Genomic DNA, 24,765 nt, shown 5'->3' with positions numbered 1-24,765 from the left:
TTTTACTCTTTTCTGTTTTCTTTTTCTTCCTGCTCCCGCAGGCGCTCCAGAAGTTCTCCCGCTCCCGGGGTTTCCCCGAGCAGGCCCTCATTGCTTGAAAAAACAATCGCCTCCGTCTGCACTCTGCCCTCAATATGGTAATTCATGTAAAAAGCAATTTTTTCTGTCACTTTTTCCATGGTCTCTTTCAGGCATCCTGCTTCCTTTAAAATCTGCACCGCTTCTTCCGTCGTTCCAGTCTCCAGCAGTTTTTTTGCCAGTGCAAGATCCGCCCCTGCACGCACCGCCTGCGCCGTAAGAAGCTCCGCACGGCAGTCTGCCTCGTGGGAATGGGTATTCATAATTCCGCCGGACACCTTGACAAATTTTCCAAGATGGGCCACAAAAAGGATGGCGTCAAAGCCGAGCTCAGCTGCAAATTCCAGTGTTTTTCCGACGTAATTACTGCACTTAACGGAATGGTCTGCACGGACCCACGGATACGTTTTTAAGAAGTCCTGTCCGTAATTTCCCGGTGTCACCAGAAGGACGCGGTCACCCTGTGCTTTCCGCATTTCCATCTCGACGCGGATCGTGGAAATCAGCGCCTCCTCGCTCATCGGCACTACAATCCCGCTCGTTCCAAGGATTGAAATGCCGCCGGTGATGCCAAGTCTCGGATTGAACGTATGCTTTGCCAGTTCTTCCCCTTCCGGTACGGAGATGATAACCTGCAGTGCGCGGAAATCATCGAGTTTTTTCTGAATCTCCTCCACATTCTCGCGGATCATCTGGCGCGGTACATGGTTGATCGCCGCGTTTCCGACCGGCTGATCCAGCCCCGGCTTTGTCACACGCCCGACGCCGAATCCTCCATCGATTACAATTCCCTCTTCTGTTCCAAACGTCACTTCCGCGTAAATCAATGCTTTATCTGTCACATCCGGATCATCCCCGCCGTCTTTTCGGACGGCACAGCTTACTTTTTCGGCACTTCTCCGGATATCCAGCAATTCCAGATTCAGAACAATGCCCTTTGGCGTATGGATTTTCACTTCCTGTATTTCTTTCCCGGAAAGCAGCATAAACGCCGCTCCCCGCGCTGCCGCTGCAGCGCAGGAACCCGTCGTATATCCCATGCGGAGTTTCTTGCTGCCGCGCATAATATATGCATCTTCCAAGCCTGTCCTGCTCATGTTTTTCTCCTTAACAGATCCGGCGGTTTTTCTGCCGGATCACGCGATCTATTTTATCATAACACACAATGAAAAAATGCTGAACCATTTTCGCATATTTTTTCAAAAAAGATCAATTTTTCCCGGCTGTTTTTCTATCTCAGAAACTTATTCTTTTCCCAGCTTCCTGTTGTTTCAAACTCCGCAGCTCTTCTTTCTGCCTGTTTCACAATTTTTTCATCAATTCCCATATTTCCAAGCAGCGCAATCGCATTCTTTCCTCTTGCCGGCCCCTGTTCCAGGCGATACGGGAAGGAAATACTCTGCGCGGTAATCTGCTCTTCAAAATGATAATTGGTGTAGAGATCTTCCAGCAGATACGTCAGTTCAGTATCATGTGTTGCTGCAAGACAGAGCACATTTGCACGGCGCAGGGCAGCAAGCACACTCTCTGACGCTGCAATCCGCTCCGTCGTGTTTGTTCCCCGCAGCACCTCATCAATGACGCACAGAAGCGGTGTTTTTTCACGGCTTGCCTCCAGAATCCGTTTTAAAGATTTTACTTCCACAACAAAGTAACTCTCTCCCTGTGCCAGATTATCGCGGAGTGCCATGGATGTCATGATCCGGCACACAACACCGCGGTACCGCTTCGAAAGACTCGTGTTCAGTGTCTGTGCCAGAATCGCATTCACTGCCATGTTTTTCATAAATGTGGATTTTCCCGACGCATTCGAGCCGGTCAGCAGAATTCCGCCCTCCGCATACAGACTGTTTGCCACCGGATGTGTCAGAAGCGGATGATAAAGCTCCTCCACATCGATCCGACAGCCCGCCTTTTTCTCATCCAGGAATTCCGGCCGGCAGTAATACGAAAGGCTCTCCCGGTACGATGCTGCAGACAGTGCAAAGTCCAGGAGTCCAAGATCCTCTGCCATCTGCAGAATCGCTTTTTCATACGATTTCACTCCGGAAACAACCGAAGAATACTCGATCAGATCCAGCAGAAAAAACGTGTGAAAGTATGCAAAAATCATGTTTGCTGCACCGCCCTGCGATTCTTTCGTATTCACAAGTGTTCTGCATTTTCTTGTAATCGGACGGAGTTGTTTTTCCTGTTCTTCCAGACGCTTCTGATACATTTCCAGTCCGGAAATTTTTTCTTTTCCAAGTTCCCTGGCTGTCCGCTGCAGCCGCAGGATACAGCCAAACGCTTTTAATGCACTCTCCAGCTTTTTGCTCTCCCTTCCATGCATCAGTCCGTTGCCGACCATAGAAGCAAACAGAACAGACACACCCAGCGGAGGCAGTGCAAACAGCAGTCCAATTCCAAGCACAGCAATACCGGCCATCAGAAGATATTTCCCCTTCTCTCCCGGCTCCGCCTCCATCAGTACAGCTATTTCTTCTGTCGGCGGATTCATCTTTTCTTTTCCCATCAAAAGAAGTGCTTTCTGCACTGCTTCTCTGGCTTTTTGGTTCTCTGCAAAAAGCTTCATCAGCCGTTCCCGCTCTTCCCTGATTTCTGTTGTTGTGACCGGCATCCGAAGCGCCGTGTACAGATATTCTTCCCCGCACACCGACACTGTGTGGTCGACTGTGTCAAAAACCGCATCGAGATCCAGGTCATTCCAGGTAATCGCGTCCACGCAGAAGTTTTCCCCTGCTTTTCGTCTCAGACACGCTTCCAGTTTTTCTTTCTTTTCCCGTTCTGTCCGTTTCTCCTGCTTTTTTCCCCATTTCTTCCGCAGTTGTACCAGCTTCTTTTCCTGTTCATTTCTGTTATTCTGTACCATCCAAACTCCCAGCAGTATCAGAACCACAAAAATTCCTGCTGCCGTGTACAGTTCTTTCATGTCTTATCGCCATCCTTTTTCCTGCTCTGTATCATAAGTCTTTTGATTCTGTCTTATTCTAGCACAGAACCCTCTTCCCTTCCAGATTTTGTTGCAAAAATCATCTCCACCGCCGCATGTACAGCCAGTCTCCGTGAACTGTTGCCGTCACCAATGCAGGTGGAAAGGGTAAGTATCTTTTGAACTTCCTTTTCCTCACCGCTGCCAAAGATAATGCTGTTTTCTTTTCTTTCCTGTACCCATGCATTCCAGTCCGCATCGCTCCATGCTCCCAGCCGGTAAACATCACTTTTGGCATCCGTCTCCTCCACACTCCAAATACGGCACTGCCATGCTTCACCCGGCAAATACAGGTACAGATACGGAAATTCCTGTTTCCACGACGCTTCACGATACTTTTTCAATCCTCCGAACATCGTTCCATCCCGCATATTATGCCCATATAAAATCGTGTGACGTTCAGAAAAATCCTCCGGTGTATCACACGGTGCAAAAATACTGCCGTAAATCCGCTCCCTGCAAAACGCATCGTGTGTCAGATAATATGCGTTATCCTGCCCGTGCGCAACCGGAACATCTAAGGCGCAGCCCGGAATCCAGAGCCACGCGCAGATTTCTCTATTTTTTGATCGAAGTCCTGTAAAATCAATTGTCCGAAACAGATTTTGATCTGTACTGCCCGGTTCCTGCTCCTGCACTTCTTCGCTTTTTTCGTTTTCCTCTTTGTTCTCTTCTTTTTCTTCTCTGACATACATCTCCACCGCTTCTTCCTGTTCTTTTCGAATCTGCCGGCTTACCTGAATCTGCGGCAGATACCAGAAAAAAAGCGCCGCCAATGTCAGAACTGCAATCCCTCTTCTTTTTCTGCTGATTTTTTCTCTCTCCATTTTGTTTTCATTCCACCACCCGAACCGATGGTGGAATGTTTTTCCGTTTTGTTATTCAACCGGAATCCGGTTTTTTACAATACTGTTGTGTCCATAATCATCCCAGCGGTATTTCTGATTTTCAAATACAACCTCACTTTCTTTGGGATGTCCGCAAAGATTTACCGATACCGAAAAGACGCGCGCAGGATCTTTTCCATATGCCGGCTCTTCTAGTTTTTTCACGGTAACATTCTTCGTACCTGTCACCTGCATAAGCGAATACCGCAGCACCTTCTTCTCCTGTACCCGGTAATCGTTTCCTGCCGGAATTCCCCGGATCTGTACCGACTGTTCCGTGTAGCCGTCCTGATCTGTCGTTTTCTCCACCTGTGTTTTTGTAAACGTAAGATAGCATTGGTATGTATGTTCTTTTCCATACAGATCCTTTCCCTTCACGGAAAACAGAAACGTTGGATTTCCATGCGCCCATGTAATCTCATCCGCCTTAATCTTCTTTGTAATCGTCAAGGTTTCACATGCAAGATCCTTCATCGTCACGGTCTGCACTTCCTGTTTTGCCTCCAGCACAAACGAAACCGGTTCTGCCACAAGGTATCCATCCGGCGCGGCCTCCTCCACAAGGACATAAGAACCCGGCTTTAATTTTTCCAGTTCATGCGGGCCGCTTCCTCCTGAAATCCAGCTGTCCACACGGTTTCCATCCATATCTTTTAATACCAGCTTTGCGCCGGAAATTCGTTTTCCGCTCTCTGCATCTATTTTTTCAATTGTCAGATGTGTTCCATCATTTTCGACCGTCACCGACAGTTCCGATTTACCGTCAATTTTTCCGTTTTCTACCACAAATTCCCGGCATGTACTGTCCAGCAGATAGCCCTCCGGAGATGCTGTCTCCTGATAGTACCAGACACCGTCCAAAAGTCCCGTCAGCTCAATTTTTCCATTTGCATCCGTCTTTTTTGTCTCATCAAAACTTCCATCTTTCGTCCAGATATGAAAGGCTGCTCCCTGAAGCACTTTTCCGTCTCCCTGACTTACTTTCTGCAGAATAAAACGGTTCTTCCAGTTTGTAAACGTCAGTGTGATCTGTGCGTTTTGTTCCCCGATCGTTATTTTCTTTTCCGTCGGATCCAGCACATATCCATTTGGAGCCGCCGTTTCCCGCACAAGATACGTTCCGTACTCCAGCCCGTCTTTGAACGCCTCTCCATTTTCATCCGTTTTCAGCACAGCTGCTACCGCCTGATCCGGAAACAGCACTGTTCCGTTTACCGTTGTAATTGCTCCGCTCGCAATCACCTGATATGTTGCACCAGAAAGTGCTTTCCCTGAGTTTTCTTCCGTCTTTTTTATCTTCAGTGAGCCTGTTTTTCTTGTGTTTTCTGCCTCCAGATGGATCGTCTGCATGCCTTCCTTGTCAATGGAAAATTCCTGCTCCCAGCTTCCTGCATAACCAGCTGGATTCTTTGTCTCCACAACACGGAATTTTCCATTTTCACTGTCTGTATCCAGAATTCCCTCCAGCAGATAAGAACCCGTTTTTTTCACCCAGTTCATCTTTTTGAATTCACTCCAGGTGTTGTTTTTCCAGCGGTACACGGTAAATTCTGCACCCGAAATAGCTTCTTTTGTCTCTGCATCCATTTTTTTCACTACAAGATCTCCTACTTTCGACAGATGACAGGGAACGTTCGCTGTGTAACCAAATTCCGAAGTATTCCACGGCACAACAGTTATTCCCGTTTCCCGGGATGCTCCATGCCAGTTGTTGTACGTACTGGAAGTATCGTTTACAAAATTATCCGGCCATTTTTTCGGTGCTTTCACTCCGCCGCCGGGACCAGTTACCGCATCGTTAGTGCCTCCATCATAGAAAATCATCGTCTGGGAATTTCCTTCAAAGGTAAGTGTAACCCAGCCTTCCGAATTTTCCGGAGTTGTTCCACCGTCCGGCTCAGAGCCGCGTCTTGCCGACCAGATCGCTTCTGTTCTGGCATCGTAGACGATTCTGGCATCTGCCTCCTTCGTCAGATAGATATGTTCTGTCTCATCAGCCAGATAAAAGCCCTGCTTAAAGTCCAGATCTGAAAGTGTAAAATATCCTTTCACATTCAGCGGATTTCCTTTACTGTCGTAATAAGCAAACCGTACCTTGATCCAGAGCAGACCTTTAATATCAATGACCGGCTTATTGTGGTCAATCGCCACGACTACCGCATCCACGTCCTCATACCCTGATAGTACAACCGTGTTCTGCCAGTCTTCCAGCCAGATCCGCATCGTTACATTTTCCCCGTGGCACTCTCCAACATTCGTATATTCCGCATACATTTTTCCTTTTTTCGACTCCAGCGGCGTGAAGGAACGGAGATTACTCCATCCCTTCACATCGGCCGCCGGCCACCATGTGGAACAGCATTTCGAATGGCTCTCTCCGTTTTTGCAGAACAGATTGTCCCAGGTACTTCCATCTGTACTTCCAAAACGGATTTTTGTCTCACTTCCGATCAGCGGGGTAAAATCATATCGGCCGTCAATAACAGAGTCCGATGATACAACTTCTCCGATTCCGGCTTTCGAAAGAGAAGGAAGACTCGTAAGACTCGAAGCCAGAACATCTTCCCGAAAACAAAATCCCAACAACAGCAGAATTCCTGCGAGAAACCAGAAGCTTTTCTTTGCTCTTTTCATTCTTCCCTCCTTTCAGACCGGCCCGCGGCAAGAAACAGGAAGGCTCCTGTCACGGCAATTCCAATGGGGACCGCTGCTAACGGATCGCGCAGACCTGTTTTTGGCGCGCTGTGCCAGATAGAGGGGCCTTCTTCCTGCGGCAGATCTTCTCCTTCGACAGAAAAAATCCATTTTACCCCGCTTTTCCGAAGTGCCCATTCATTTCCAAGTTCTGACGGCACACGGATTGAAAAACAGATTTCTTTCCGTTCATCTGGACTGCATATTCCAAGACTTTTTGCTGCCCATAGTCCCTCACTCTCTAAATCACCTTCATAAATCACGCTGTTTCCCTCTCGTATTTCCAGTTTCACCTTGGAAAGCAGTTCTTTTTCTGTTTCACTGAGTTCTTCCGGAAGTTCCGTCCGCAGAAAAAATTCTGCACGGCTTGCTGTCGTGTTCACCAGTGTGAACGTATCTTCCCATTCATCTCCCGGCATCAGCACTGGAAAGTTCCGAAAGAAATTGTCGGGTGCCAAGATCAGATTCCGCGCTGCTCCTTCGTACGAAACGGTGAGGAAGCTCTGCTGCGAAACCTCCGAAACGGTATTATCCGCCTCGTGGACACACTGTTCAATTTCCAGTTCTTCTCCCCACGGAGCTTCTGCCGTAAAATCCGGCGTCACATTCGCTGCCTGTACGGCCTCCGCCTGGATTTCAACGGACAGCACCTGTCCCTCCGCCTCACTGGTCCACGCAGATGGAATGGTGATTGTACGGAAAAAATCGACAGATTCCTGCTTTCCCAGCACTTTGGGATAATAATAATACTCTCCTGCTTTCAGCCAGACGTCCTCGATTCCCCCAAGATCCTCTTCCCCCAGACGGTAATCCTGCGTTTCTTCCGCATCAAACACAGGCTTTACGCGGACATAGCATGGTTCGGCATAATTGGTGATCCGCGGAATTTTTGAAATCACCTGGGAAGGCAGTACAATGCCGTTTTCCGGTCCCTCATACTTCTTTTCTCCATCCCCGTCTTCCTCATATTCCCAGATTCCAATATTTACATCTCCGACAGCTATTTTGTTAATGGTCTCAACACTGCTCCGGTAATATGCATACGTTCCGCTGATTCCCATCAGAAGACTCGCCGCCGCACATCCGATCCTGACGCGTTTTCCTTTCATGTCTGACCACCTCTCTCATAAGCATCCCATGCCTCCCGATAGCCGTGAAATACCATATTCCCCTTCTGGATCTGCACCGATTCCTCATAGACCGAAACCTCAAGTTCTTTCTGTTCCATTTCTTTTGCAACGCGGATTCCGGTAAACAATTCCGTCGTGCTTTCGCCTTCTGAAACCGGTTTTTTGTAATAATAGTAGTCATCTTCTCCTTTTACCCAGTTTTCCGTATCAAGTCCCTCAATCGCTTCAATTGGTTCACTGAATATAAGTGCCGCACGAATATAGCAGGCAACGGAACCTTCATTTCTGATTTTTACTCTCTTTACCACACTTTTCCCTGGCGGTACGGGCGTCGGTGTCGGAAATTCTTCATCGATAGTACTTGTATTATGTCCGAACACCATACGATTCCAGACACTCTCGTGATCTGTAAAATACGCCGAAGTTCCCGGCAGCAGCCAAATGGCTGCCGCCATCGTACACCCGGCCGCACCCGCAAGGAAAAACAGCCGTTTCGTCTTTTTCTTCATCTTTTGTCCCCCAGAAAACTGCTTAAATTCCAGGTGCTTCTGTCTGTTCCGGCTCCGACTGCGGTGCCGTTACCTGCCCCTTCTGCCCATTATTCTGATTTACATACTTCTCCCAGGCCTTTGCTGCCCGCTCGGCAGCCGTACTTCCCTCACCGGTATTCAGCGCCTGGATTGCATAATAATTGATCGGAATATCGACCTCTTTTTCATCCAGCTGCCCTTCCACGATATTAGCTGCTGTCACGCTCGTAAATAAAGGATCCGTCGTTTTGCCAGCTGCAAGCACTTCATTGTAGAGATATGTATATACCATCGAATTGTTCTGTTTTTTCTTGTACATCAGCACCCATTTTTTCGAAAGCTGATTCATCGAAAACAGTTCCGTATCGCCGGCTGCTCCGCCGTTTAAACGGTTTCCGGATGTATCTGCAACGATCACTTTTGCGATTGGTATGGAAACATCCATATAGACGTAAGAATCATTTTTACCTTTATTTTTGATACGCGGGTCCTTCGGAATCACCTGGGTCGGCACAATATGATTGGTCTTTCCGTCCGGATCCGGTGCGTACGATGGTTCATTTCCTTCGATATCTACTTTTCCCACAACAAACTGGTTCGTCACAGAATCCTTATCCGTCAGATACGCCAGTGTTCCGCCCGCTGCCAGGGCTCCTGTCAGAAGCAGTGATGCTGCCCAGAATACGATTTTCCGCTGTTTTTTCATAGATCAATTCCTCCTGTTTTCCTAAATAATTTTGCTAATTCTTTTTATAACTTGTTTTCCTGCATGATTTTTCTACCGTGCCAAAGCTGCCGGATTGTAAAAAGCATCACCGCTCCCACGGCCAGAAAAAAGAGTGTTCCTCTCTGCCGGAGCCAGACGATACCAAAGCCAAGCCAGGGAAGAGCTACGATCACATTCCCGATCACCTGTTTTTCCAAAACGATGCCTGCATCTTCCTCCGCGTTGGCATCCCCCTTAGTACAGTATCCTTCCTCGCTCTTTTCCACGATCCGGTGTGTCACCACCATATTTCCTCTCCGGTAGGTAATCACATCCCCCGGATTCCATTCCTTCTTCCGTCCATCCACAACCACAACAGATCCCGTCGGGATCTCCGGTTCCATGGAACCGGACAGTACGACATAGGCGCAGAAATACTGCATCAGATACCATCCCGCCGCCAGAAAAAGGAAGGAAAGAAAGCCCTGCAGCCCCAGTTTTCCTTTTGCTTTCATTTGCTCCCTTCCGTCGATGCGGATATCCAGACTGTCATTTTTGCACGCAAAAAACAGAGGATAGCATTTACCCTCTGTCTCAGAATATCCCTGTTTCATTTTCTCTAAAGTTCTTGTAAAAGTGATTTAAACTTACCATAGTCCGGGCGAAAGCGCAAGCATTGTCTGCCCGTTTAATTCTAAATTTTTTCTAAAGCCTGAAACGCAGAAAATTTTCAGAACTTTTCCCGGATCTTTTTTTCTCCAAACGCAAGCCGCTTTTCCAGCTCCTGCCCATTTTCTGCCCCAAGGATTTTTCGCATTACACTCTCTTCTTCCCGGATTCCTTTTCCGTGAAGTACGCCGTATGCGCCGGCATCACTTCCCGCCGCAAGCACAACGTCCTTTTCAAATGCGAGCTGCAGACCTTTTTTCTGCGTCTCAAAAATCCACGCCAGCGTTTCAGCCGGATATCTGCCGTTCTCCAGAAGATTCGAAACCGTCACAATTGTCGGCACCCAGATTGTTGCATGCTCTGCCATACAGCAGATGCTCTCTTCATTCTGAAAGTTCCCGTGTTCAACCGAGTCCACGCCTGCCTCTGCCGCATCCATCACAGCCTGTGCGCCGTTCACATGCGCCATCACAGAAAGCCCCGCATCATGTGCCGCAGCCGTCATTGCAAAAACCTCCTCCCTGGAAAGCGGCTCACTGGTCACATGCCCCTTTGTCGCGAAATCCAGGATTCCCGTCGTCATGATCTTGATAAAATCTCCGCCCGCACGGCGTACTTCACGCACAAGCGCACAATACTCTTTCCAGTCTGAAAATGCGCGTCCGACAATTTTTCCATAACGGCCCGCCCTGTGAATCGCAAAAACCGGTGTGCGGTATGTGATCCCGTACTCCGGCGCAAGGCTCCGTGCAAGAACACCCGCCCCGTACGGATCCCCGCCGTCACGCACATAGGAAATCCCTGCCTTCTGATACGCCGCCAGATGTTCCCGGATCAGATCCTCCCGCGGGCCGTTTTCATGCGCTGCCGCCGCCTTTTTGTAATCCACACCGTCCATAAAAATATGGGCATGGCATTCTGCTGTCACCATTTTTGTTTACCGCCTTATCTCCGATTCCACCACAGCTTCTCTACGGCCCATTTTCCAGTTCTGCTCCGAGAGATACAGATGATATCCACAGCCGTTTTCTACTCGCCAGTCATAGTAACTCTTCTGTGGCACGCCGTACTGCTCAAGGATACTCATGATCGTGCCTCCGTGTACCACCATCGCCACGTTGCGGTAATGGCGGCGGATACACGTATCCACCATCTTGTCAAAGCCGGCGATGCAGCGGTCCTTGAACTGCTGCGGGCTCTCACCGCCCGGAAAGGCAAGCGTCGCCATGGAATCAATCCACTCCTGGTATTTCGGATTATCTTTTAATTCCTGATAATTTTTGTTCTCAAACTCACCAAAATTGCACTCTGCAAATTCCGGGATTTTGACCTGTTTGGCGTACGGATACAGAATGTCTGCCGTTTCCAGACACCGTTTCAGCGGGCTGACGAACAGAAGCTCAACAGTATCCATCGTCCGCTGTTCCAGCTCTTTTTTCCCTTCCTCACACAGTGGTTCATCCGTCACGCCGATATACCGTCCTAATGTATTGCCATAGGTTTTTCCATGGCGGATCATTGCAATTTTAATCATGTTTTTCCTCACCTTTCAGCAGGATTCCGATTCCGCACACCACACGGGTTACCGAATCAGCCTTTGCTGCCAGCTCCGTACAGATGCGCCCCGTCTTTTCCCGCCATTTCCGGTCGAAGGGTTCGATCGGAACCACTCCGTAACCGAGTTCATTCGTAACAATGCAGATTTCCGGATTTTTCTGCAGCAGTTCTTCCAGTTCCGCTTCCGGTGCAGTCCCGGTCTCCTCTTCCAGAAGGAGCCATCTGCGGACCAGTTCCTGAAAATCATATACGCCGGAACATGCCGACAGCTCCTCTTTCGAAACTGCTGCCCCATCGGCCCATCCTGTTTCTTTTCCGGTCATCTTCTTTGCAAAGTTAAGCTTTCCCTGAAAAGCCCCTCCAATTACTAATTTCATTTCCAGTTCTCCATTCCAAGAGAAAGTACCACAAGAGACAGGAGCTGTGCCAGCTCACAGAGCGAAAGGAAATAGCCTGCGAGATCTCCTGTAATTCCTCCAAAATACTTACTGCTTTTCCATTTATAATAACAGAATACCAGTGCCGATACAACCAGTACATCCAGTGCCGCCCAGACGCAGAACGAAGCTGAGAGCGCCGTCACGGCAAAAATCGTCACAACAAGCACCGCCGCCGTTCTTTTTTTCTCTGCTCTCATGCCAAACGCTGCCGCTGTTCCTTTCGGATTGGCATTTGGAAAAAACGCGATCGAAAGACCGCTGAACGATCTCGAAACTGCGAAGCCAAATGCATACGCCGGAAAAATCTTCCAGACAAGTTCTCCGGCTGCGCCCGCGTACAGTACAAAATACAGACATCCCATAATAATCGCAAATGCTCCGGCGTGCGGGTCTTTTAAGATTTCCAGTCGGCGCTGTTTTTCTCTCCAGGAACTTAACGCATCCATCGTATCCAGATAGCCGTCGAGGTGAATGCCGCCCGTCACCAGAACCGGAACTGCCGTCAGCACTGCAGCCCGCAGCATGCTTCCCGCGCCAATCTGCTGCAGCAGCCAGAAAAGCACCGCCGAAACTGCACCGACAGCCAGTCCGACCCACGGAAAGAAACACAACGCATATTTCATGTTCTCTTTTTCCCAGTCTGCCGGCGGCATCGGGATTTTCGAGTACATGGCAAACGCCACTTTAAAATTATTCCATATCGTTTTCATCTTATTCTTTTTTTATTCTGACGGGAATCCCATACACAACCTCGGTCACACAGTCCGCCATCTCTGCCAGACGTACATTAATGTTTCCCAGGATCCGCTGGTATTCCATCGTCTCCTCCTCATATCGGTATCCGTCCGAAAAAATTTCATTCGTCACCAGAACCAGATTCCGCGCCTGATGGGCCAGACGGGAAACGCCCGCAAGAATTTCCTCCTCCGTCCGCGCTTTTCCCGCCCCGGATGGATCAAATATTTCATTTGCCGTGAGATTCGACATACATTCGAGCAGCACATCGCTTCCCGGTTCCAGCTCCACTTCTTTTAAATTCGTATAACACTCAATCGTCGAAAACTTCTTTGCCGCGCGCATCTTCCGGTGGCGTGCAATACGCGCCTGCCCTTCCGCACCGAATGGCTGCATCGTTGCGATATAAACCCTCCGTGTTCCGCCAAAATCCAGAATACACTGCTCCGCATACGCCGATTTTCCGCTGCCGCTGCCGCCTGTAACCAGATGTATCATCGTTTCACCTGCCTTTTTTAAGTCAGCGGCACATACGTTTCGATCTGTGCCTCGTCAAATGTCGCCATGCCGCGGTATACGGCATTTGCCTGATCCAGAATCGGGAAAAGCATGATGGCGCCCGTTCCCTCGCCCAGACACATATCGCAGTGCAGGAAGGCTTCTTTTCCAAGCTCTGCAAGCAGCAGATGCGCCGCCGGCTCCTTCGATACGTGCGAAGCGATCATATAGTCCTTTGCAAACGGTGCAATCCGTGCAGCAAGAAGCGCTGCCACACAGGAAATAAAGCCGTCCATCACAACCGGAACGCCATGTGCAGCCCCTGCAAGAAAGACACCCGCCATGCCGGCAATGTCAAAACCGCCGACCTTTGCCAGCACATCGATGGGATCGGACGGATCCGGCTGATTGATGGCAATTGCTTTTTCAATCGCTGCAATTTTCCGCGCAAGACCTTCACTCGAAAGCCCGGCGCCCCGTCCCGTCAGTTCCGGAACCGGCTGATTCAGGAAAACGGCTGCCATTGCACTGCTCGTCGTCGTATTTCCAATGCCCATCTCACCGGTTGCCATCAGCTGATAGCCCGCCGCAATTTTTTCTTCCGCCACGGCGATTCCTGTTTCAAGCGCACGAACGGCCTCTTCCCTTGTCATCGCCGGACCTTTTGCCATATTTTTTGTTCCATACGCAACTTTATACCGCGGAACCTTCGTATCGCGCGCCATTCCGATATCAATCGGAAACAGATCCGCATGCGCACCGCGGCAGAGAATGGCTGCTGTCGCCTTCTCCTGCAGAAAATTTTCCGCAACTGTCGCTGTCACTTCCTGACCGCTCTGCGTCACGTTTTCTTCCACAACGCCATTGTCCGCACAGAACGTCAGAAGTGCTCTTTTTTCAATCGAAATCTCCTCTTTTCCGGTGATTCCGGCAATCTGGATGAGCACGTCCTCCAGCTTTCCGAGGCTGTGGAGCGGCTTTGCAATGCCGTCCCAGTGAGCCTTGGCACGATCCATCGCCTCTTTCGAAAGCGGATGGATCTGTTCGATTGTTTCCTGTAATGTCATCTTTTGTTCGCCCCTTCTTTCGATATGACGTCCGATCAGCTCTGTTTTTTCACCCAGTTCACAAAGAAAATATGGGAATCTTCCCGCGCTGTTCCGCTGGAAGTTGTCCATTTATAGGTGTATGTATATGTCACACATTTTTCTTTATCCATATTCAGATTTTCAAATGCTTTCGGAGTCATGAAATATAGATAATCAAAATCATCTCTCGTATCGCCAAAGCCCGGGATCACACGTTTTGTGCCGTTCTTCAGATATGCATCCATGATCGACCGGGATTCATCCACTGCACCGTAGGCTCCATTATTTTTCAGCTGATTGATGATCGAACTGCTCTGCTCCGCAATTCCCGTCAGATAGTTTGTCAGACTTCCGTTCCGCGCCGGTTCAAACTGCTGCTGTTTATAAATCGCTGTGCGGAGCGAAATATTCTGTGCCGCCATCCGGTTCCGGATGACCATCGCAACTGCCGTCATACCGGTTTTTCTCTGGACACCCGCCTCCGCACTGCAGATAGCCGCAAAGAAATCACGGTCGCTCACAGACGGATCCGTGTAATACTGATGCTCCATCGTATAATATTTTCCGCTTACGCTGTCCTTTGCACGCACATACTGGCTCGAGCTGAGAATGCACACTCCGTTTTCGTCAAAGCTGTAGTACCAGTTGCTGCTGTTCTTTTTCAGCAGAGCGTAATACGATTTTACCATCTTTCCGTCGCTTCCAAAGTAATACCAGCCCGTCTGCGGATCACCGCTTACCATCCGTTTCTGTGCATTGAGCCACTGGTTCTTTGCCATGCCTCCCCAGTCTTTAAAGTAATAGGAAGCGCCGTTGATAGTCCGCTCTCCCGTCACCATCACGCCGTTGGCATCGGCATAGTAACTGTTGTTTAAATGCGTAAAGAAGGTATTGCGGTACATCGCACCATTTTCCCGGAAGTAATACCACTGGTTCTCTTTCGAAAGCCAGCCCGTCACCATCTTTCCATCCGCATCGGCATAATACGTTTCACCGCCAAGCTGGAAAAAGGTACCACGGTACATGCCGCCCCAGCCCCGGAAATAATAATACGTACCATTGATTTTCTGCCAGCCGGTTGCCATCTTTCCATCTGCATTCACACGATATGTATTGTTGTCATATTCAAAAAAGCGGTCAAAATACTGCTCTCCGTTTTCATCAAAATAGTAATATGTACTGCCCTGCTGCAGCCAGCCGACGGTCAGTTTTCCATCTGCAGCCGCATGGCATACACTCGTTCCGTTTTTGATGAATGCATTCTGATACATGCCGCCCCAGTCCTTGAAATAGTACCAGTCACCGTCGATCTGTTTTTTTCCGACAGCCATCTTTCCGTTCTCATCGGCATAGTAAAGTGCACTTCCTGTCGGTGCTTTGAAAAAGGTGCTGCGGTACATGCCGCCCCAGCTTCGGAAATAATACCAGGTTCCATCCTGCTGCAGCCAGCCGGTCGTCATCTTTCCATCCGTATCAACATGATAAATATTATTTTTATGCGTCAGAAAGGTGTTTTGTGCCATGCCGCCCCAGCTTCGGAAGTAATACCAGATCCCGTCAATCTGTTCGAACCCGGATGCCATTTTTCCATCCGCATCAACATAATACGTATTCTTGTCATACTCAAAAAAACGATTCCGGTACATCGCGCCCTGATCATCAAAATAATAATACACATCATCGATCAGTTTCCAGCCGGTCGCCATTTTTCCGTCCGCATCAGAATAATACGGTACATTTTTCACGGTGTAAAAGGCATCCCGGTAAACACCGCCCCAGCTTTGGAAATAATACCAGGCTCCATCAAGTTTTTTCCAGCCGACCGCCATTTTTCCGTCATTATTCAGGTAGTAACGGTTCTTGTCGTACTCTCTCCAGGCTCCTTTGACAATGGTACCATCCGGATCCTTAAAATACCAGATCCCGTTCTCATTCACCCATGGGTAATAGCTTCCAGCCTGCACGGATACCGCCGTCTCTTCGGACTTTCCGCTCTGTACTTCTGCCGCCGGAAGATCCGAGGCGGCATTTTCCGCTGTCGAATCCGGCGTCTCCGTTTCTGTCATCTCCGGCGTATTTTCGTCTGTGGTTTCCGCCTCCGATGTTTCTTCTGTTTCTTCCTGTGTAACAGCAGAAGCCTCATTTACCAGACTCTGCTCTGTGCCTGCTCCAAATACGTTCGCAGCACTGACAGCGGTTGTCACGCAGGCTGCCGCCAGTACTCCCCTGATTACTTTATTTTTCATTATTTATTCTTCTCTCCCTGCAAAAACAGGCAAAGCCTGCTGTGTGCTCTGCCTGTTTTAAAATTCTGCTCCTGCTTTATCTTATTTCAAAAACGCCCGAACAGTCTCCGGCATCTGATCTACATCACACTCTGTCGTATGAAGCACCGGTGCAGTACGGATTTCTTCGATCGCACGCGGAATCTCGGTATTGGCAAGTGCAGACAGCTTGTCTACCTGCTCCAGTACCGGAAGGGTGTCATACTCCGGTGCAATCGCTGCAAGAACGCTGCTTGTAAATTTATACGGGCTTGCGGTAGATGCGATGACGGTCTTGGTTTCGTCATAGGTTTCCTCGCGGTATTTTCCGTATACAGCCGCTGCAACCGCGGTATGGGTATCAATCACATATCCGGTATCGCTGTACAGTTTTGCAATCGCGTCTGCTGTCTCCTGTTCGGATGCATAATTGCCGTAGAAGTCTGCCAGCTCTTTTTTCATCGCATCGGTGATCTCATATTTTCCGTCCTTTGCAAGATCCTGCATCAGCTCGCGGTCTGCTGCTTCGCTGTTTCCGGCGATGCGGTAGATCAGACGCTCCAGATTGCTCGAGATCAGGATATCCATGGACGGTGATGTTGTCAGAATAAAGTCTCTGTTTCTGTCGTAAACGCCGGTGCGGAAGAAGTCAAACAGAACTTTGTTCTCATTGGAAGCGCAGATCAGTTTTGCGATCGGCAGTCCCATCTGTTTTGCATAGAATGCAGCGAGAATATTTCCGAAGTTTCCGGTCGGAACGGTTACATTGATCTTTTCTCCGTCTGCAATCTCTCCGTTTTTCACCAGGTTTGCGTAAGCATATACGTAGTAGACGACCTGCGGAACGAGTCTTCCGATGTTGATCGAGTTTGCAGAGCTGAACTGGAAGCCTTTATCTGCCAGCTCTTTTCCAAGCTCTTTGTCGTTAAACATTTTCTTCACGCCGGTCTGTGCGTCGTCGAAGTTTCCGTGGATGGCAACAACGTGGGTATTTTTGCCCTTCTGTGTTACCATCTGTTTTTCCTGAATCGGGCTTACGCCGTTCTTCGGGTAAAATACAATAATTCTGGTGCCCGGCACATCTGCAAAGCCTGCCATTGCTGCTTTTCCAGTATCTCCAGATGTAGCAGTTAAGATGACGATCTCATTTTTCACGCCGTTTTTCTTTGCGGCGGTCGTCATCAGATGCGGCAGAATGGAAAGTGCCATGTCCTTGAACGCGATCGTTGCGCCGTGGAACAGCTCCAGATAGTAAACACCGTCTGCTTTTGTCAGCGGTGCAATTTCCTCTGTGTCAAATTTTGCATCGTATGCGTTTGCAATACAGTTTTTCAGTTCATCTTCTGTAAAGTCGGTAAGAAAACGGCTCATTACCTCGTATGCCACTTCTTGATAGCTCATAGCCGCAAGTTTTTCCATGGGAACATCCAGTGCTGGAATGGAGGTCGGTACAAATAATCCGCCGTCGTCGGACAGACCCTTTAAGATTGCCTGGGATGCAGTTACGGTTTCTCCATTGCCTCTGGTACTTTTGTATAATACTTCCATGCTCTTTCTCTCCTTCACTTTGACTCCCGGCAGAGCCTCTCTAACTCCCGGCCGGATACGTTTCAGATTAGTTTTACCTGTACGCTTCCTCTTATTATAATGGATGAAGTATGAAAAAACAACAAAAATATACAAAAAATGACTGTGCACAAAAATGCACAGCCATTTTCCACCATTCTGCCAAAATATTTTTTGTCAGAATGTATGATTTAATTTTCGTCGGACTCCTCCGTTTTTGCTTCGCCGTCTTCTAACGCCGGAGCTTCCCTTTCTGTCTCCTCGAGTGCGAGTGCCTCTTCCTCTTTTTCCGCATTCTCTGCGATTTTATCTTCCGCCCAGGTCACAAACGCTGCCGCGTCTCCGATTTCAAAGCGTTTCTTATCGAGAAAGGTGCTTCTGCCTCCGATGGTGATGCGGATAAAGTTGTCAAACTCCGTCACCTTTGTCAGCTCTTCGAGCGGAATATCAGTGCTTCTGCCCTCTTTTTCGTATGTCATTGTGAGCACCTGCTCAGTAAAACGAAGGGTACGTTCTCCAAGGAGTCCTCTCTTTTTGCATTTTTTCATCTGTGAACGTGCCATCAGATTCGGCAGAAACGTACACAGAAGTGCCATCAGAATGGAGATTCCAAGATTGAAGAAGTCTCCCGGCATGATAAATCCCCGCGCTGCTGCACCGTAGATCATAAAAGCGATCGCAGCCACAACAGCAATCCCTGTAATGATCCGCAGTACCAGACGTACTTTTTTTATCTCGGTGCCGTAAATCTCCACAAACATTCCTTTGGTGTATTCAATTTTGTTTTTAAACAGCATATGCTCTCTCTTTTCTTATCGGTTGTTGATTGCAGTTACCAGCGCGTCGATGGAAGCACGGATGATATCCGGATCTACGCCTGCGCCCCAGGAAAGGATTCCGTCCGGCTTTTTGATGCCGACGTAGGCAATTGCCTGTGCACTTGAGCTCTGCTCCAGCGCGTGCTCCGTATAGCTGACCAGATCATACTGCAGATTGTACTGCTGTTTCAGCGCGTTGCTGACAGCATTCAGACGGCCGTTTCCTTCTGCATATGCAGTTGCATACTCACCGCCCTCGTAATTGGAGGTAACCTGTGCTTCAATTCTGCCCTCATCGAGCTGTTTAAAGTGAACGCCGTTGATGTTGTACGGTGTCGTTACGTTCTCGAAGGTATCTTTAAAGAGTTCAAAGATCTCATCCGGACGCAGCTCTTTATGCAGATGATCGGAAACGGATTTTGCGGTATAGCTCATAGCCTCGCGCATCTTCGCCGGCAGATTCAGGCCGTATTTCGTCTCCAGAATATAGCCGACACCGCCCTTTCCAGACTGGCTGTTGATGCGGATGACGTCTGCATCGTAGTTTCTTCCGATATCGGTCGGATCGATCGGCAGATACGGAACGGTCCAGGTATCCGGTGCTTTCTCCTCGATCCAGTGCATGCCTTTTGCGATCGCATCCTGATGGGAACCGGAGAAGGCTGCAAATACGAGAGATCCGCAGTACGGGCTTCTCGGGTTGATGCTCATACCGGTGAAGGATTCAAATGCATGGCAGAGTTTCGGCATATCGGAGAAGTCAAGCTCCGGATCGACGCCCTGCATGTACATGTTCATGCCGACCGTGATAATATCCACGTTTCCGGTTCTCTCGCCGTTTCCGAACAGCGTTCCCTCGATACGGTCTGCTCCGGCAAGGATACCCATCTCTGCATCGGAAACGCCGCAGCCGCGGTCATTGTGCGGATGAAGGGAAAGAACGACATTATCGCGGTATTTCAGGTTTTTGCTCATGTATTCCACCTGGCTTGCATAAACGTGCGGCATGGAAAGCTCCACGGTGCTCGGCAGGTTGATGATGGCTTTGCGGTCTGCAGTCGGCTGCCATACGTCGAGAACGGCGTTGCACACCTCAAGCGCATATTCCGGCTCGGTTCCGGTAAAGCTCTCCGGGCTGTACTCGAAGCGGTATTTCTCGCCGGCCTCTTCTGTCAGCTCTTTTAAGAGCTTCGCTCCCTCAACGGCGATTTTCAGGATGTCTTCTTTCGACTTTTTGAAGACCTGCTGACGCTGTGCATAGGAAGTGGAATTGTAAACGTGAACGATAGCATTCTTGCAGCCCTTTAATGCCTTGAAGGTCTTGCGGATGATATGCTCTCTCGCCTGGGTCAAAACCTGAACGGTTACGTCTTCCGGGATCAGATCCTGCTCGATCAGGGTGCGGAGAAACTCATATTCGGTCTCGGATGCTGCCGGGAAGCCAACCTCGATCTCTTTGAAACCAACTTCCACAAGAAGTTTGAAGAACTCTACCTTCTGTTCCAAGCTCATCGGAATGACAAGCGCCTGGTTTCCGTCACGCAAGTCAACGCTGCACCATACCGGTGCTTTCTCGATGCTGTCTTTTTTTGCCCAGTCCATGCACGGAACCGGCGGCATATAGTACTGTTTCTGATACTTCTTTACATTCATCATGATTTTCTCCTCTCAGAAAGTGAAATATAATTTATTCTGCCGACATAAATTCGGGATGAAAGCATAAAAAAATCTCTCATCTTCTGTGTCGGCTTCTGACACAAGAGACGAAAGACTTGCTATCTTACGCGGTACCACTCCTGTTTTACAGAGATTTTCTCTGTACACTCTGCGGATACGGATGAAACATCTGCATATCCTGCCCCTCTAACGGTGGGTTTCCGTCTGCACCTACTCTTTTTATTCTAAATTTGGGAGCAGCGGCTCTGAGGTCAGTTCCACGGAATTCGTCTGCTGTTTCGCATCACCCAACAGCTTTCTGGATTCGGAAGCTCCATGTAGTATTCCTCTTCTTTGCCTTTTTCCTAACTTGGCTCTTATGTTACCATTTTTCTCCATCTCTGTCAAGCGCAAAACGCAGGATTCCGTAAAAATACACCCGCCGGAAAGGAGGCTCCGGCGAGTGCTCTAACGCATGATTTCGTTGTTTTATTTGTTGTACTCTTCTAGGTATTTCTGGTAATCCTCTACCTGTTTTCCGTGGTAGTGTTTTTCTACATGGCATTTATGCACGAATTTGAATCATCGCAAAAAGGGAGCCGGAAACGCCCCGGCAGACGGTTTTTCTTCTCGTCCGCCGGGGCGTCCCTAGCTTTCTTTCTTTGTTCACTTTTTCCTGTTTTTTCTATTTCTTTCTATCCCTGACGCTTGCACGAGGAACGGCGCACCACAACCTCCCCCGAAACGAGAATCCGTTCTTTCGGCGCTTCCGGGTGCTCCTCCCGCCATAAAAATTCATGCACCATACGGCGGCCAAGCCACTTCGTATCGACATGAACGGTTGAGAAGAACGGATACAGCATCCGGTCCTCATCATCATCAAATCCGGTCAGTGCCACATCCTCCGGCACGCGCACGCCGATTTTCCGGAAGGATTCTGTCAATCTTTTGGCGATCATATCGTTGCCGCAGACAATCGCTTCCGGCAGTGTATCGTAGCTCGCCACAATCTTGTCAAAATTTTCCGGGTAATAAAAATGATCGCTCTCCATATTGGGGCGCACAAGCTCCTCCTCGAGCGGAATGCCCGCCTGTTCCATCGCTGCAAGGAAACCGACATACCGGTCATGCATCGACTCATACGTGCTGCTGTGCTCACTTAGGAAACCGATCCGCGTCATGCCCTGCCCGATCAGATGGGACGTCAGAAGACTCACCGGTTGCACACCGTCCACACGCACGATATCGCCCATCGGCCGCTGTTCGATACCGCAGTAATGGTCGAGCTGAAAAATGCGGTATCCCAGATTTACCAGTTTCTGCATATATTCCAGCGGCAGCATTTTAATGCAGAAGATCGCATCGATATTTTCATTCAGGCCGAGCGGCAGAATGCCGTTCTCCTCCTCCCGCTCCGTCACGACCGCAACGCGCGTCTGACAGTTATTGAGGCTCGCCTCCTCGGAGATGCCGCTCACGACACGGTCCCAATAAACAGCGGCATCCCGCGTACGCAGAACCATAATATTGTAATGCTTCTCCTGCGGTGCCCGAACTTCTTCCACATATACATTTTCGCCCAGATAGCCATTTCTTTTCGCCATCCGAAGAACTCTCTCCCGCGTCACCGGAGCTACCTTCGGATCATCCTTTAATGCCATGGCAACCGTATTCCGGGACAATCCCAGCTCCTTTGCCATACTCTGTATCGTTACTTTCCCCATAACTTCCTCCCTGTTTTTTCTGCGCAATTCATTTTTCTTCCGCACACGTCTTTGTCTGTAAGAAAAAAAGTGCCGTAAAACGACACTCTTACCGATCGGGGCAACAGGATTTGAACCTGCGACCTCACGGCCCCCAGCCGTGCGCGCTACCAAGCTACGCCATACCCCGTAATCATGTTTTCATTATACCAGCGAACTTCTGAAAAATCAATGTTATTTTTCCCTCTCCCGTTTCATTACATTCATTTCTTTATTTCGTGTCATATTCTCTTTTATTTTACTATATTGTCACTTTTTCTTTCTGAATATGTAATTTTTCGACGTTTTCCACGTATCATAAGTGAAAGGGGAAAATCGTATGCCATACAAACTTTCACCTCTGGCATGCCCGTCTGCAAAGACTATGTAAAAACTGAATAAAAGGAGACATCGTAATGGAAACTGAAATTTACTTTCTACTACACTCTTTAGGAATTGGTGCAAAATACCGCGGATTTCGCTATCTCGCCTATGGTATCGCTTTATGCATGGAAGACGAAGATTATCTCCTTCGGGTCAGCAAAACGCTGTACCCAAAGATCGCGCAAACGTTTCAGGTATCGTCCTCCTGCGTCGAACGAGACATCCGCACCGCTATTTCCGTCTGCTGGACCCGCGGAAACCGTGATCTGCTCTTTTCGCTTTCTGTGCATCCGGTTCTGACAAAACCGACCAATTCCGAATTTTTTGATATTTTAAGTTCTTATATCAAATACTACCGTGCTTTTCCTGCCTGTCGTCAGGAGGCATAAAAAAACGAATACAGAAAAGATAACACTTCCGCGCCCTATCATATTGGGGGATATGCATGGCGCGGAAGTGTTTTTTCTATGATAAAACGATAGAACAAAAAAAGGAGACTGCCCGCAAAGGCAGCCTCCCGATATGGATCATTTGACAGCAAACCGATTAGTTATTGATCAGTTTGTCCTCGTTGCTCCAGCTGTACAGTTTTCTGACTTCTTCTCCGACTTTCTCTGACGGATGCTCTGCAGCTTTTCTTCTCATTGCACGGAAGTGAGCCTGTCCGCCTGCTGGGGACATATCCAGAAGGAAGTCTTTTGCGAAAGTACCATCCTGGATATCGGAAAGGATCTTCTTCATGGTCTTCTTGGTTTCTTCTGTGATGATCTTCGGTCCGGTGATGTAATCGCCGTACTCGGCTGTGTTGGAGATGGAGTATCTCATTCCGGAGAATCCCGACTGATAGATCAGGTCTACGATCAGTTTCATCTCATGGATGCACTCGAAGTATGCGTTTCTTGGGTCGTATCCAGCCTCGCACAGAGTCTCAAATCCAGCCTGCATCAGGGCGCATACACCGCCGCAGAGAACTGCCTGCTCACCGAACAGGTCTGTTTCGGTCTCAGTTCTGAAGGTTGTCTCCAGAAGACCAGCTCTTGCTCCGCCGATTCCAAGGCCGTAAGCCAGTGCTCTGTCCAGAGCTTTTCCGGTGTAATCCTGCTCAACAGCAACCAGGCAAGGAGTTCCTTTGCCAGCCTGATACTCGCTTCTTACTGTGTGGCCAGGTGCTTTCGGAGCGATCATAGCTACATCTACGTTCTTCGGAGGTACGATCTGTCCGAAGTGGATAGCGAAACCATGAGCGAACATCAGCATGTTGCCCTCTTCCAGGTTTGGCTCGATATCTTTTTTGTACATTGCAGCCTGTTTCTCATCGTTGATCAGGATCATGATGATATCAGCCTGTTTTGCAGCCTCAGCAGCGGTGTATACTTTGAATCCCTGTGCCTCTGCTTTTGCCCAGGATTTGCTGCCTTCATAAAGTCCAATAATAACATCACAGCCGGAATCTTTCAGGTTCAGTGCATGAGCATGTCCCTGGCTTCCGTAGCCGATAATTGCGATTTTTTTGCCTTCCAGTAAAGAGAGATTACAATCTTCCTGATAAAAAAGTCTTGCTGCCATTTTATTTTCCTCCATAATATATAGAATGTCTTGACCGGCGGCAGGTCGGTCAATTTATACAGCGAAAAGCATTTCTGCCTTTTGCTGTTTGTCAGGGAAATGAACTTTTCTATACAAAAATTTCATTCCTCCAGCAAACGTATGTAATGTGATCTGCGTTAATCGAGGTAACGCACATCGTGGGCTCCTCTGGAGAGTCCTGTCACTCCTGTTCTGGCCAGTTCCAGGATTTCGTATCCCTGTACCAGATTCAGGAACCCTTCGAGCTTTGACTGGTTTCCGGTCAGCTCTACAATCAGGCTTTCCTGTCCCACATCCACGATTCTTCCACGGAAGACATCGGAGATGGCGATGACATTGCGGCGTTCATTTTCATTCACACGGATTTTGACCAGCATCAGCTCTCGTCTGACACTCTCGTCCGGCTTCAGCTCTTTGATATCCCGCACATCGACAAGTTTTGCCAGCTGTTTTTTGATCTGCTCCAGAATCATTTCATCACTGCAGTACAGAACAACAGTCATTCTTGTGTATCGCGGGTCTGCTGTCACACCGGCGGTGATCGTCTCGATATTGTATCCGCGTCGGCTGAAAAGACCAGCTACTCTGCTTAAAAGTCCCGGCGTATTATCCACCAGCAGGGATAATGTTCTTTTCTGTTCCATAAACACCAACTTTCCTCCATCCGCAGGCGCCGCGGATTTTCAGCAATTTCTTACAACTTCCAACGCCTTATCCAATATATTAGCAACTTATCCTCGCTTT

At 48.8% G+C, this 24,765-nt stretch carries 22 protein-coding genes, 1 tRNA gene and 1 other annotated feature; of the genes, 1 reads left to right on the top strand and 22 read right to left on the bottom strand.

Annotated features, from left to right (window positions below; translation table 11 throughout):
• Positions 1 to 2: 2 nt before the first annotated feature.
• The 20 genes from cbiD to DWX26_RS01660 all read right to left on the bottom strand — a co-directional run bounded on the left by cbiD (position 3) and on the right by DWX26_RS01660 (position 22,201).
• Positions 3 to 1,175 carry a cobalt-precorrin-5B (C(1))-methyltransferase CbiD gene (gene cbiD, locus DWX26_RS01755; RefSeq protein WP_055226415.1) on the bottom strand — a complete coding sequence of 391 codons (1,173 nt, stop codon included), beginning with the start codon at positions 1,173 to 1,175 and terminating at the stop codon, positions 3 to 5.
• A gap of 134 nt (positions 1,176 to 1,309) precedes the next feature.
• On the bottom strand, positions 1,310 to 3,010 hold the full coding sequence (locus DWX26_RS01750; RefSeq protein WP_118600620.1) for a MutS-related protein: 1,701 nt from the start codon (positions 3,008 to 3,010) through the stop codon (positions 1,310 to 1,312).
• Between the two features lie 53 nt (positions 3,011 to 3,063).
• Positions 3,064 to 3,897: a class B sortase gene (locus tag DWX26_RS01745; RefSeq protein WP_118600618.1), complete on the bottom strand. Its 834-nt coding sequence runs from the start codon at positions 3,895 to 3,897 to the stop codon at positions 3,064 to 3,066.
• Between the two features lie 51 nt (positions 3,898 to 3,948).
• Entirely contained in the window at positions 3,949 to 6,591 is a 2,643-nt protein-coding gene (locus DWX26_RS01740; RefSeq protein ID WP_118600616.1) for a SpaA isopeptide-forming pilin-related protein, read from the bottom strand.
• Positions 6,588 to 7,760 (bottom strand): hypothetical protein, encoded by a 1,173-nt coding sequence (locus tag DWX26_RS01735; protein WP_118594738.1) that lies wholly within the window; start codon positions 7,758 to 7,760, stop codon positions 6,588 to 6,590. The genes DWX26_RS01740 and DWX26_RS01735 overlap by 4 nt, the downstream gene beginning before the upstream one ends.
• Positions 7,757 to 8,290 (bottom strand): hypothetical protein, encoded by a 534-nt coding sequence (locus DWX26_RS01730; RefSeq protein ID WP_022462298.1) that lies wholly within the window; start codon positions 8,288 to 8,290, stop codon positions 7,757 to 7,759. The genes DWX26_RS01735 and DWX26_RS01730 overlap by 4 nt, the downstream gene beginning before the upstream one ends.
• A 22-nt stretch (positions 8,291 to 8,312) precedes the next feature.
• Entirely contained in the window at positions 8,313 to 9,017 is a 705-nt protein-coding gene (locus DWX26_RS01725; protein ID WP_022462297.1) for a SipW-dependent-type signal peptide-containing protein, read from the bottom strand.
• Between the two features lie 44 nt (positions 9,018 to 9,061).
• Positions 9,062 to 9,631 (bottom strand): signal peptidase I, encoded by a 570-nt coding sequence (locus DWX26_RS01720; protein ID WP_022462296.1) that lies wholly within the window; start codon positions 9,629 to 9,631, stop codon positions 9,062 to 9,064.
• Positions 9,632 to 9,747: 116 nt separating this feature from the next.
• Positions 9,748 to 10,617 carry an amidohydrolase family protein gene (locus tag DWX26_RS01715; RefSeq protein ID WP_022462295.1) on the bottom strand — a complete coding sequence of 290 codons (870 nt, stop codon included), beginning with the start codon at positions 10,615 to 10,617 and terminating at the stop codon, positions 9,748 to 9,750.
• 6 nt (positions 10,618 to 10,623) lie between these two features.
• Positions 10,624 to 11,220 (bottom strand): histidine phosphatase family protein, encoded by a 597-nt coding sequence (locus DWX26_RS01710; protein ID WP_022462294.1) that lies wholly within the window; start codon positions 11,218 to 11,220, stop codon positions 10,624 to 10,626.
• Positions 11,213 to 11,620 carry a bifunctional adenosylcobinamide kinase/adenosylcobinamide-phosphate guanylyltransferase gene (locus DWX26_RS01705; protein ID WP_118600614.1) on the bottom strand — a complete coding sequence of 136 codons (408 nt, stop codon included), beginning with the start codon at positions 11,618 to 11,620 and terminating at the stop codon, positions 11,213 to 11,215. The genes DWX26_RS01710 and DWX26_RS01705 overlap by 8 nt, the downstream gene beginning before the upstream one ends.
• The gene (locus DWX26_RS01700; protein WP_118600612.1) at positions 11,617 to 12,393 is read right to left on the bottom strand and encodes an adenosylcobinamide-GDP ribazoletransferase; all 777 of its coding nucleotides are present in this window, start codon (positions 12,391 to 12,393) and stop codon (positions 11,617 to 11,619) included. Before DWX26_RS01700 ends, DWX26_RS01705 begins: the two co-directional genes overlap by 4 nt.
• 1 nt (position 12,394) lies before the next feature.
• Positions 12,395 to 12,916 carry a bifunctional adenosylcobinamide kinase/adenosylcobinamide-phosphate guanylyltransferase gene (locus DWX26_RS01695; protein ID WP_117800966.1) on the bottom strand — a complete coding sequence of 174 codons (522 nt, stop codon included), beginning with the start codon at positions 12,914 to 12,916 and terminating at the stop codon, positions 12,395 to 12,397.
• Between the two features lie 17 nt (positions 12,917 to 12,933).
• A complete protein-coding gene (gene cobT / locus DWX26_RS01690; RefSeq protein WP_022462290.1) occupies positions 12,934 to 13,983 on the bottom strand; it encodes a nicotinate-nucleotide--dimethylbenzimidazole phosphoribosyltransferase in 1,050 nt (349 codons plus the stop codon).
• 35 nt (positions 13,984 to 14,018) lie between these two features.
• Positions 14,019 to 16,250, bottom strand: coding sequence for a cell wall hydrolase (locus tag DWX26_RS01685; RefSeq protein ID WP_118600610.1), 2,232 nt, complete (start codon positions 16,248 to 16,250; stop codon positions 14,019 to 14,021).
• A gap of 81 nt (positions 16,251 to 16,331) precedes the next feature.
• Complete coding sequence (gene thrC / locus DWX26_RS01680; RefSeq protein WP_117760348.1) at positions 16,332 to 17,816, bottom strand: threonine synthase; 1,485 nt, start codon at positions 17,814 to 17,816, stop codon at positions 16,332 to 16,334.
• Between the two features lie 209 nt (positions 17,817 to 18,025).
• Entirely contained in the window at positions 18,026 to 18,631 is a 606-nt protein-coding gene (locus DWX26_RS01675; RefSeq protein WP_055218094.1) for a hypothetical protein, read from the bottom strand.
• Positions 18,632 to 18,646: 15 nt separating this feature from the next.
• Complete coding sequence (locus DWX26_RS01670) at positions 18,647 to 20,308, bottom strand: 2-isopropylmalate synthase (RefSeq protein ID WP_173815685.1); 1,662 nt, start codon at positions 20,306 to 20,308, stop codon at positions 18,647 to 18,649.
• Between the two features lie 100 nt (positions 20,309 to 20,408).
• Positions 20,409 to 20,672: a binding site (T-box leader), on the bottom strand.
• A gap of 331 nt (positions 20,673 to 21,003) precedes the next feature.
• Positions 21,004 to 22,032 (bottom strand): LacI family DNA-binding transcriptional regulator, encoded by a 1,029-nt coding sequence (locus tag DWX26_RS01665; protein ID WP_118600608.1) that lies wholly within the window; start codon positions 22,030 to 22,032, stop codon positions 21,004 to 21,006.
• 95 nt (positions 22,033 to 22,127) lie between these two features.
• Positions 22,128 to 22,201 (bottom strand) — tRNA-Pro (locus tag DWX26_RS01660).
• 265 nt (positions 22,202 to 22,466) lie between these two features.
• On the opposite strand from DWX26_RS01660, the gene DWX26_RS01655 reads away from it, so the two are divergent.
• Positions 22,467 to 22,823, top strand: a complete 357-nt coding sequence (locus DWX26_RS01655) for a sporulation initiation factor Spo0A C-terminal domain-containing protein (RefSeq protein ID WP_022462283.1) — start codon at positions 22,467 to 22,469, stop codon at positions 22,821 to 22,823.
• Between the two features lie 157 nt (positions 22,824 to 22,980).
• On the opposite strand, the gene ilvC is transcribed toward DWX26_RS01655, so the two are convergent.
• Together ilvC and ilvN are read right to left on the bottom strand one after the other, a co-directional pair.
• Positions 22,981 to 24,000 (bottom strand): ketol-acid reductoisomerase, encoded by a 1,020-nt coding sequence (gene ilvC, locus DWX26_RS01650; RefSeq protein WP_022462282.1) that lies wholly within the window; start codon positions 23,998 to 24,000, stop codon positions 22,981 to 22,983.
• Between the two features lie 158 nt (positions 24,001 to 24,158).
• On the bottom strand, positions 24,159 to 24,665 hold the full coding sequence (gene ilvN / locus DWX26_RS01645) for an acetolactate synthase small subunit (protein ID WP_022462281.1): 507 nt from the start codon (positions 24,663 to 24,665) through the stop codon (positions 24,159 to 24,161).
• Positions 24,666 to 24,765: the final 100 nt, after the last annotated feature.

It is taken from the genome of Blautia sp. AF19-1, assembly GCF_003479155.1.
Classification (GTDB): domain Bacteria; phylum Bacillota; class Clostridia; order Lachnospirales; family Lachnospiraceae; genus Fusicatenibacter; species Fusicatenibacter saccharivorans.
Note: the sequence above shows the minus strand (reverse complement) of the source record. Positions and strands in the feature narration are given on the sequence as shown.

Excerpts from the sequence above, each read along its gene's own strand:
- DWX26_RS01670 (WP_173815685.1), bottom strand. The coding sequence starts at position 20,308 with ATGATGAATGTAAAGAAGTATCAGAAACAGTACTATATGCCGCCGGTT.
- DWX26_RS01735 (WP_118594738.1), bottom strand. The coding sequence starts at position 7,760 with ATGAAAGGAAAACGCGTCAGGATCGGATGTGCGGCGGCGAGTCTTCTG.
- DWX26_RS01655 (WP_022462283.1), top strand. The coding sequence starts at position 22,467 with ATGGAAACTGAAATTTACTTTCTACTACACTCTTTAGGAATTGGTGCA.
- cobT (WP_022462290.1), bottom strand. The coding sequence starts at position 13,983 with ATGACATTACAGGAAACAATCGAACAGATCCATCCGCTTTCGAAAGAG.
- DWX26_RS01725 (WP_022462297.1), bottom strand. The coding sequence starts at position 9,017 with ATGAAAAAACAGCGGAAAATCGTATTCTGGGCAGCATCACTGCTTCTG.
- ilvN (WP_022462281.1), bottom strand. The coding sequence starts at position 24,665 with ATGGAACAGAAAAGAACATTATCCCTGCTGGTGGATAATACGCCGGGA.
- DWX26_RS01740 (WP_118600616.1), bottom strand. The coding sequence starts at position 6,591 with ATGAAAAGAGCAAAGAAAAGCTTCTGGTTTCTCGCAGGAATTCTGCTG.
- DWX26_RS01700 (WP_118600612.1), bottom strand. The coding sequence starts at position 12,393 with ATGAAAACGATATGGAATAATTTTAAAGTGGCGTTTGCCATGTACTCG.
- DWX26_RS01750 (WP_118600620.1), bottom strand. The coding sequence starts at position 3,010 with ATGAAAGAACTGTACACGGCAGCAGGAATTTTTGTGGTTCTGATACTG.
- ilvC (WP_022462282.1), bottom strand. The coding sequence starts at position 24,000 with ATGGCAGCAAGACTTTTTTATCAGGAAGATTGTAATCTCTCTTTACTG.
- DWX26_RS01730 (WP_022462298.1), bottom strand. The coding sequence starts at position 8,290 with ATGAAGAAAAAGACGAAACGGCTGTTTTTCCTTGCGGGTGCGGCCGGG.
- DWX26_RS01665 (WP_118600608.1), bottom strand. The coding sequence starts at position 22,032 with ATGGGGAAAGTAACGATACAGAGTATGGCAAAGGAGCTGGGATTGTCC.
- cbiD (WP_055226415.1), bottom strand. The coding sequence starts at position 1,175 with ATGAGCAGGACAGGCTTGGAAGATGCATATATTATGCGCGGCAGCAAG.
- DWX26_RS01685 (WP_118600610.1), bottom strand. The coding sequence starts at position 16,250 with ATGAAAAATAAAGTAATCAGGGGAGTACTGGCGGCAGCCTGCGTGACA.
- DWX26_RS01715 (WP_022462295.1), bottom strand. The coding sequence starts at position 10,617 with ATGGTGACAGCAGAATGCCATGCCCATATTTTTATGGACGGTGTGGAT.
- DWX26_RS01705 (WP_118600614.1), bottom strand. The coding sequence starts at position 11,620 with ATGAAATTAGTAATTGGAGGGGCTTTTCAGGGAAAGCTTAACTTTGCA.
- DWX26_RS01675 (WP_055218094.1), bottom strand. The coding sequence starts at position 18,631 with ATGCTGTTTAAAAACAAAATTGAATACACCAAAGGAATGTTTGTGGAG.
- DWX26_RS01710 (WP_022462294.1), bottom strand. The coding sequence starts at position 11,220 with ATGATTAAAATTGCAATGATCCGCCATGGAAAAACCTATGGCAATACA.
- DWX26_RS01720 (WP_022462296.1), bottom strand. The coding sequence starts at position 9,631 with ATGAAACAGGGATATTCTGAGACAGAGGGTAAATGCTATCCTCTGTTT.
- DWX26_RS01745 (WP_118600618.1), bottom strand. The coding sequence starts at position 3,897 with ATGGAGAGAGAAAAAATCAGCAGAAAAAGAAGAGGGATTGCAGTTCTG.
- DWX26_RS01695 (WP_117800966.1), bottom strand. The coding sequence starts at position 12,916 with ATGATACATCTGGTTACAGGCGGCAGCGGCAGCGGAAAATCGGCGTAT.
- thrC (WP_117760348.1), bottom strand. The coding sequence starts at position 17,816 with ATGGAAGTATTATACAAAAGTACCAGAGGCAATGGAGAAACCGTAACT.